This window comes from Streptomyces bohaiensis (assembly GCF_012033785.1).
GTDB lineage: Bacteria > Actinomycetota > Actinomycetes > Streptomycetales > Streptomycetaceae > Streptomyces > Streptomyces bohaiensis.
On record NZ_JAAVJC010000241.1, the window covers coordinates 1 to 7,070 of the forward strand.

The window sequence follows — 7,070 nt, forward strand, 5'->3', positions numbered from 1 at the left end:
CCGCCGGACCGCCCGGCCCCGGGTCAGTCGCGGCGGGCCGGCGCGGCGACCGTGACCCGTGCCGGGCGGAAGACCCAGTCGCCGTGCGCGAAGCCACGGCGCACCACCGCGGTGACCGAGCCGGGCTCGGCACCGCTGTCGCGGTCGACCGAGACGGCCTCCTGCCGCGCGGGGTCGAACGGGCCCGTGGTGCGGACCTCGCGCACCCCGTGGGCCGCCAGCGCATCGAGCAGCTCGTCGCGCACCGACCGGGCAAGGCCGACCGCCACCTCGTTCCCGGTCTCCCCGTCGTCGGCGTGGTCGGCCCCGGTGCGTGCCGACCCGGACGCGGGAGCGCCCGCCTCGGCACCGCCGGCTGTGCCCGGTGCGGCGCCCGTGTCCTGCGGCCCGGTCGGCGCGATGCCGCCCGCCTCGCGGTCCAGCCGGTCGATCAGCAGCGCCAGCCGGTGCACCAGCGGGTGCAGGTACTGGCGGTACGGCCCGTCGCGCGCCTCGTCCAGCAGGCGCCGCTTGTCCCGGTCGTCCAGGATGCGGCGCTCGAACAGCGCGGCGAGCGCGTCGATCCGCTCGGCCAGTCCGGGCTCACGCGCCGCCCCGTCCTCCGCTCCGCCGGCACCACCGGCGGCATCGGCTCGGTCGGCGGCCGGGTCGGGGACCGCGCCTCCGTCTCCCCCGCCGGTGCTCATCCGACCGTCATCCGCTGCATCGCGGCCCGCATCTCGTCGACCCGGCCCGCGTCGAGGTTGAGCGGACGCTCCAGCTCGATCTCGCCCAGCCGGCGGTCGTTGGTCTCGTCGAACAGCTCCGCGTGGACCAGTCCGTCGGTGTCGTAGCTCATCCGCAGCCGCAACGGCGCTCCCGCCGGCAGCCCCGAGGGCAGCTCCACGGGCTGCTCGGTGAGGATGTTGACCCGCTCCAGCACCTCGCCCTCGCCCTCGGTCAGCTGAACCGACACCGCGTCCTGGTCCTCGGCGACGGTGCGGTAGGTCCGCTCCACCATCGCGGGGATGGCGGTGTTGCGGGCGATCACCACGTCGTTGAGCAGCTGGGAGGCGTCGTCGTCGGCCGTCACCACGATGCCCATGGACTGCGAGGTGACGTCCCGTACCGCCAGCTCCTTGCCGGGCGCGGCGCCGGAACCGGCGGCCGCCGCCACCTGGGCTGCGAGCTGCGCCGCCCCGAGGCACACCGCCTCGTCGGGGTGGACCCGCAGGTCGGGCTTCTTCCCGGAGAGCTTCTCCAGCAGCGCCCGCACCGCCGGGATACGGGTGGAACCGCCGACCGGCAGCACCCGGTCGACCTGGTCCCAGGTCGTTCCCGCGTCCTCCAGCAGTCCCTCCACCAGCACCTCGGTGCGGTGCAGGTAGGGCTCGATCATCTCCTCGAACCGCTCGCGGGTGATCTCCACCGCGTGGGCGGAACGCCCCGAGCCGACGCGCACCACGGTGCGGTGCGCCTGCGAGAGGTCGGTCTTGGCCAGCTCGCAGCGCTCGCGGACCTCAGCCGTCAGATACGGGTCCTCCAACAGGTCTTCTTCGCCGCCGAGTTCGGCGACCCGTTCGGCGACGAACCGCATCAGGGCGTTGTCGAAGTCGAACCCCCCGAGGTTGCGGTCCCCGTCGGTGGCGATGACCTCGCAGCTGTCGCCCGACACCCGCATCAACGTCACGTCGAAGGTGCCGCCGCCGAGGTCGTAGACCAGCACGGTACCGGCGTCGCCGTGCTGCACGCCGTAGGAAATCGCCGCTGCGGTGGGCTCGTTGACGAGTCGCAGCAGGTTGAGTCCGGCGATGCGGGCGGCGTCGGCGGTGGCCTTGCGGCGGGTGTCGTCGAAGTAGGCGGGGACGGTGATCACCACGTCCTCGACCGGTTCGCCGAGCGCCTCCGCCGCCCCGTCCGCCAGGGCCCGCAACAGATAGGCGGAGATCTGCTCCGGCCGGTGCTCCACCTGGTGGGAGTCGATGAAGCTGTAGTGCGGGTTGCCCATCTCCCGCTTGATGAACTGCACGCAGTCGTCGGGCTGCAGGACCGCGCTGTTGCGCGCGGTCGCCCCGACCAGCACCTGGTCCGGGCCGGTGAACAGCACCACCGAGGGCGTGAGAGTACGGCCCCCCGTGTTGCGTACCAGCTCCGCCCAGCCGGCGCGGTCCACGACCCCGACAGCCGACATGGTGGTCCCCAGGTCAATTCCGACAGCTCGCCCTGTCACGGCGTCTCCCGCTCTTCCGTCGTATCCCGCCGCGGCCGGACCGACCGCCGCCGCTTGCGAACCACTTCCCGCGCGCGGGCGCGGCTATCCCCCTGTGTGCCCGTCCCATCGGGCGGCACGCGCGTTGATCCACCAGCCGGGCCTGCGGATCGCCCGATACCAGGCGAACGGCAGGACGACCAGGACGACGGCGAACACCAGCGGGTGCGCCAGCAGCGCGAGGATGAGCAGCACAGCGGAGACCAGCATGCCGGGCGCGAGCCAACTGGGGCGCGCCGGATGGCGGTTCTCGCACCAAGCGAGGTAGCGGAGGTCGCGCTCGACGTCCTCCCGCTGCCCCGCGTCGGCCACGACCGCCGCGGCGCGCTCCAACAGCGGCCGCATCCGTTCGATCTCGCCCGGCTCGGTGACGGTGTGGTCGTCGGCGCCCCGCACCCCGGGCACGCGCTGCGCGGCGCGCAGCAGGGCGTGGACGAGGTGGTACCGCACCGTCACGTCCTCGGGCCGTGTGCTCAGCAGCTCCTCGAGGACGGGCACCGCCTCCTCCGGCGAACCGCCCTCCAGGTGGACCAGTGCGATGTGGAACGCGCCCTCCCCCGGGGACAGCCGCTCGGTCTCCCGGAAGGCGACGAGGGCGGACCCCCAGTCGTGGAGGGCGAGGTGGGCGCGGCCGAGCCAGAAGTGTCCGGTCGCGTTCTCGGGGTCGCGTCGCACCGCCTGCCGCAGCGCGAGCACCGCCTGCTCCCGTCGGCCGCGACCGAGCTCGGCGCGTCCCAGGAGCCGCCAGATCTCCGCGCCGTCCTCACCGGCGTCGCGGGCCTCGCGGGAGCGGCGGACGGTGGTGCCGAAGTCACCGGCGGCCAGCGCGTCCCGTGCTTCCCGCAGCAGCACGGCGGGCGGTGCCGTCACCCCGGGACCGGGGCCGGGACCGGGACCGGGACCGGGGCCGGGATGGGGACCGGAGGAGGCGGACGCGGCGCCGCTTCCCGGGTGACCGACTCCGTCGGCGGGGGCGGCGGGTGGCGCGCCGGGATGACCGGCAGGGCCGGTGGGGTGCGGGGGGTGCGGGGGTTCCGTGCGGGGGCGGACGACCGTGCCGACCGGCTCTGCGGAGGGGCCGTCGGCGGGGCCCGGCGGCCCGCCGGGCGGCGCCTCGGGCGGCGTCGGCGGAACGGGCGGGGGCGACGGTCGGCCGGTCGTCACCGCCTGCTCCGCGAGGTGGCGCTCGGCGTAGGCACGCTCGACGCGGGCGCGGTCCGCAGCGGCGTGTTCCGCTGCGCGGCGCTCGGCCGCCTCGCGGTGGGCGGCCTCGCGGTGAGCTGCGGCTCGGGCAGCGAACTCGCGCTCGGCCGCGGCCCGTTCGGCTGCGGCACGGCGCGTCAGCTCGTCGTCGTAGGCGGCTCGGCGTTCGGGATCGGTGAGGGTGGCACGTGCCAGGGCGAGGTCCCGGATGCGCTGCTCGGCCAACTGTCGCCGGTCGAGGTCCGGATGACTGGTGAGCCGCTGCCAGCTGCGGTGTTCGGCGCGCAGCCGTTCCGCGATCCGTGCCGCCGTGGCTCCGGGGTCCAGGCCGAGCAGTCGGTAGTGGTCGGTCGGGTCTCCCGCGCGCATTGTCCTAGTCCAGCACAACGGGACCCCGACGCCAAGAACCGCGCCGGTCGGCGCCGTTCGCCCACCGCTGACACGGCGGTGGGCGAACGGCGGTGCGACCGCACGACGATGGGCTGGCGGCGCCCGGGCGACCTCAGAAGAACGTGCGGACGAAGTCCACGACCGTCCCGTCGGCGTCGACCACGGGGATCAGCTGCCACTTGTCGAAGATGGTGCACGGGTGGGACATACCGAGGCCCACCCAGTCACCGACGTCCGGCAGCTCGGCGTCCTCACCGCGCACGAAGGCGTGCTGGTCGGAGAGGCGCGTCACCGTCAACCCGCGGGCGGGGACGATCTCTCCGCCGGGGCTCCGCAACACCTGGACCTCCGGGAGGTCGAGGTCGTAGGCGACGTCCCGCTTACCGGCGTTGACGAGCGCGAGTCCCGGCTCGGGACGGGAGACGACCTGCGCCCACAGCCGGAACGCCGGCTGGAGCGAACCCTCCTGCGGCAGCCGGTTGAACGGGGTGATCTCGCGGTACCGACCGTCGTCGTGGCTGACGTAGGCGCCGGAGCGCAGCAACCCGAGTACCGGGCGGGACAGTTCGGGCAGCTCGGCGAAGACCTCCGCCACCGCGTCGAACCAGGCCGACCCGCCCGCGCTGACGATGATCTCGCCGGTCGCGGCGAACTGGTCCTCCCCGTCCAACTCGACTGCCAGGGCTACCAGTTCACGCAGCCAGGCGCGCACGCTCCCGGGGTCGGCGTCGGGGACCTCCCCCTCGTACCCCGCCACGCCCACCAGGGCCAGGACCGGCGAGGCGTTGACGGCGGCCGCCACCGCAGCGGCCTGCTCGGCGCCCCGGGTGCCGGTGCGCCCGCCCGGGGCGCCGAGCTCCACGACGACCTCCAGCGGCCGGGTGGCGCCGGCGGCCCGCAGCGCCTCGTCCATCAGTCGGACGCCGCGCGTGGAGTCGGCGTAGACCACGCAGCGGAAGTCGGCGTCGGCCGCCAGCTCGCCGGCGAGCCATGCCAGCGCGGCCGCGTCCACCACCTCGTTGGCGAGGAAGACACGCTGCACGCCGAACGCCCGGGCGACGCGCGCCTGGTGCGGCACGGCGACCGTGATGCCCCAGGCGCCGTGGTCGATCTGCTGCTGGAAGAGAGCGGGCGCCATGGAGGTCTTGCCGTGCGGGGCGAAGGCGAGGCCGTGCCGGCGGGCGAACTCGCCGAGCGCGCGCATGTTGTGGTCCAGCGCCTCCGCGGAGAGGGTGAGGACCGGCGTGGTGAAACCGCCGGAGCCGAGGTCGCGCCGCTCGCGGGCCAGCGCCCCGACGGTGCTGCCCTCGGCGTCGGGCGGCAGCCCGCGGAACCGGTGGTCGACGATCTCGTCGGCGAGGCGGTCGAGTGCGGAAGCCATGGGATTCTCCGATGAGTCGCTGCCTGGCCTGCTGTGTTGCGCGACACGCAACAGTCGTTGCGCTCCATGCGCACCTCTGTCTAGCATCCGGCGCACAGCCGGTCAACGGAACGCCGGCCTCACGGGATCGGAGCTGACCAACCATGCCGGACGCCGCAGCCCACGCCGCGCGTCCCGCCGTCGGGGGCTCGTCGGCCGCCGAGGCGACGGACGGGGCGACGGACGGGGCGGACCGTGCGGGCGCAGTGGTCGCGGCGCGGCCGGCGCGGGGTGCGCGATGAGCCAGAGTCTGGACCGCGCGCTGCGAATCCTGCCGCTGCTGGCCGAGGGCCCCGCCGGGCTGGAGCAGGTAGCGCGGCACATCGAGGCCCACAAGTCCACGGCGCTGCGGCTGCTGCGCACCCTGCACGCCCACGGACTCGTCCACCGGCAGCCCGACCAGCGCTACCGGCTCGGTTCCCAGCTGTTCGCCCTCGCGCACCGGGCCGCCGAGCAGCTGGACGTCCGCGAGATCGCCCACCCCCACCTGCTGGAGCTGAACGAACGCACCGGGCACACCGTCCATCTCGCGATCCGCGAGGAGGACCGGGTGCTGTACATCGACAAGGTCGAGAGCCGGCACCCGGTGCGGATGTACTCGCGCATCGGACGCGAGGTCGCGGTGACGGTCGCGGCGGTCGCCAAGGTGCTGCTGGCCGACCTGCCCACCGCGGAACGCGAGGCGCTGGCCCGGCGGCTGACCTACCCGCGCTACACCTCGCGGTCCGTGACCGGTCCGGCCGAGCTGCTGGCGGAGCTGGTCACGGTCCGCGAGCGCGGCTGGGCCACCGACCTCGGCGGTCACGAGGAGTCCGTCAACTGCGTCGCCGCGCCGGTGCGCGGCCACGACGGGCGGGTGGTGGCCGCGCTCTCGGTGTCGGTGCCGATCGTCGTGGCGGACGAGCGGGCGGTGCTCGCGCTGCTGCCCGAGGTACGGCAGACCGCCCGCGCCGTCACGGACGCCTACACCGGCCGCACCACCCCGCCCGCTCTGGCCCGCCCGACAGCCCCCGGCGCGGCGGCCCCGGGCCAGGAACCGAGGGGGTCCGGGCCGGCAGCAGCCGGGCCGGGAACGCCCGGACCAGGGGCCCCCGGACCGGCAGCCCCCGGACCGGGAACGCATCCCTCGGCCGGTCGGCGGGCAGCCATACCCGACGACGGCCCGCCGTCGCCCGGCGACTGACCGACTCGGTGCCGGGGCCCTCGCGCCGGCACCCCTCGGTGGCGGGCGGCCCGCCCACGGCCCTCACGGGCGCCCGCCCCGGACCACCCGTCCCACCCACGGCACCACCCCACCAGGAAAGGCGACACCCATGACCGAGAACACCCCGGCCGCCCCCGCCGGCACCCCGAAGACAGCAGTCCTGCCGCCCCGCCACACCACCCCGCCGGCCCGCTTCTCGCACGGCGTGATCAAGGGCGGCCTGCTGCAGGTGGCGGGCCAGGTCGGTTTCGGCCCTGCCGAGCCCGGCCGGTCCCCCTCCCCCGTCGGGCCGGGGCTGCGCGAGCAGACCCTCCAGACCCTGGAGAACGTCCGTGCGGTTCTGGAGGAGGGCGGTTCCTCCTGGGAGGACGCGATCATGATCCGCGTCTTCCTCACCGACACGGAGCACTTCGCCGAGTTCAACGCGATCTGGGACGAGTACTTCGCCGGGCTGACCCAGCCGCCGTCGGCGCGCACCACGGTGTACGTCGGCCTCCCCGCCGGCCTGCTGGTGGAGATCGACGCGCTCGCCGTGCTCTGACGCCGGCCGAGCCCCGTCCCCGGGGCGCTCCTGCCGCGCCGGCCGGACCGGGTCCGGTCCGGCC

General features: G+C 75.1%; 6 protein-coding genes. 2 read left to right on the plus strand and 4 right to left on the minus strand.

The features are described from left to right. Positions 1 to 23 precede the first annotated feature (23 nt). The 4 genes from HCN52_RS19760 to HCN52_RS19775 form a co-directional block, all read right to left on the minus strand. Entirely contained in the window at positions 24 to 686 is a 663-nt protein-coding gene (locus tag HCN52_RS19760; RefSeq protein WP_168089798.1) for a nucleotide exchange factor GrpE, read from the minus strand. After that, a complete protein-coding gene (locus tag HCN52_RS19765) occupies positions 683 to 2,209 on the minus strand; it encodes an Hsp70 family protein (RefSeq protein ID WP_312876789.1) in 1,527 nt (508 codons plus the stop codon). The genes HCN52_RS19760 and HCN52_RS19765 overlap by 4 nt, the downstream gene beginning before the upstream one ends. Positions 2,210 to 2,293: 84 nt before the next feature. Beyond that, the gene (locus tag HCN52_RS19770) at positions 2,294 to 3,820 is read right to left on the minus strand and encodes a J domain-containing protein (protein ID WP_168089800.1); all 1,527 of its coding nucleotides are present in this window, start codon (positions 3,818 to 3,820) and stop codon (positions 2,294 to 2,296) included. A 133-nt stretch (positions 3,821 to 3,953) separates the two neighbouring features. Beyond that, positions 3,954 to 5,222: an amino acid deaminase gene (locus HCN52_RS19775; RefSeq protein ID WP_168089801.1), complete on the minus strand. Its 1,269-nt coding sequence runs from the start codon at positions 5,220 to 5,222 to the stop codon at positions 3,954 to 3,956. A gap of 277 nt (positions 5,223 to 5,499) precedes the next feature. On the opposite strand from HCN52_RS19775, the gene HCN52_RS19780 reads away from it, so the two are divergent. Further along, positions 5,500 to 6,444, plus strand: a complete 945-nt coding sequence (locus HCN52_RS19780) for an IclR family transcriptional regulator (RefSeq protein WP_168089802.1) — start codon at positions 5,500 to 5,502, stop codon at positions 6,442 to 6,444. A 130-nt stretch (positions 6,445 to 6,574) separates the two neighbouring features. Continuing rightward, entirely contained in the window at positions 6,575 to 7,006 is a 432-nt protein-coding gene (locus HCN52_RS19785; protein WP_168089803.1) for a RidA family protein, read from the plus strand. Positions 7,007 to 7,070 lie beyond the last annotated feature (64 nt).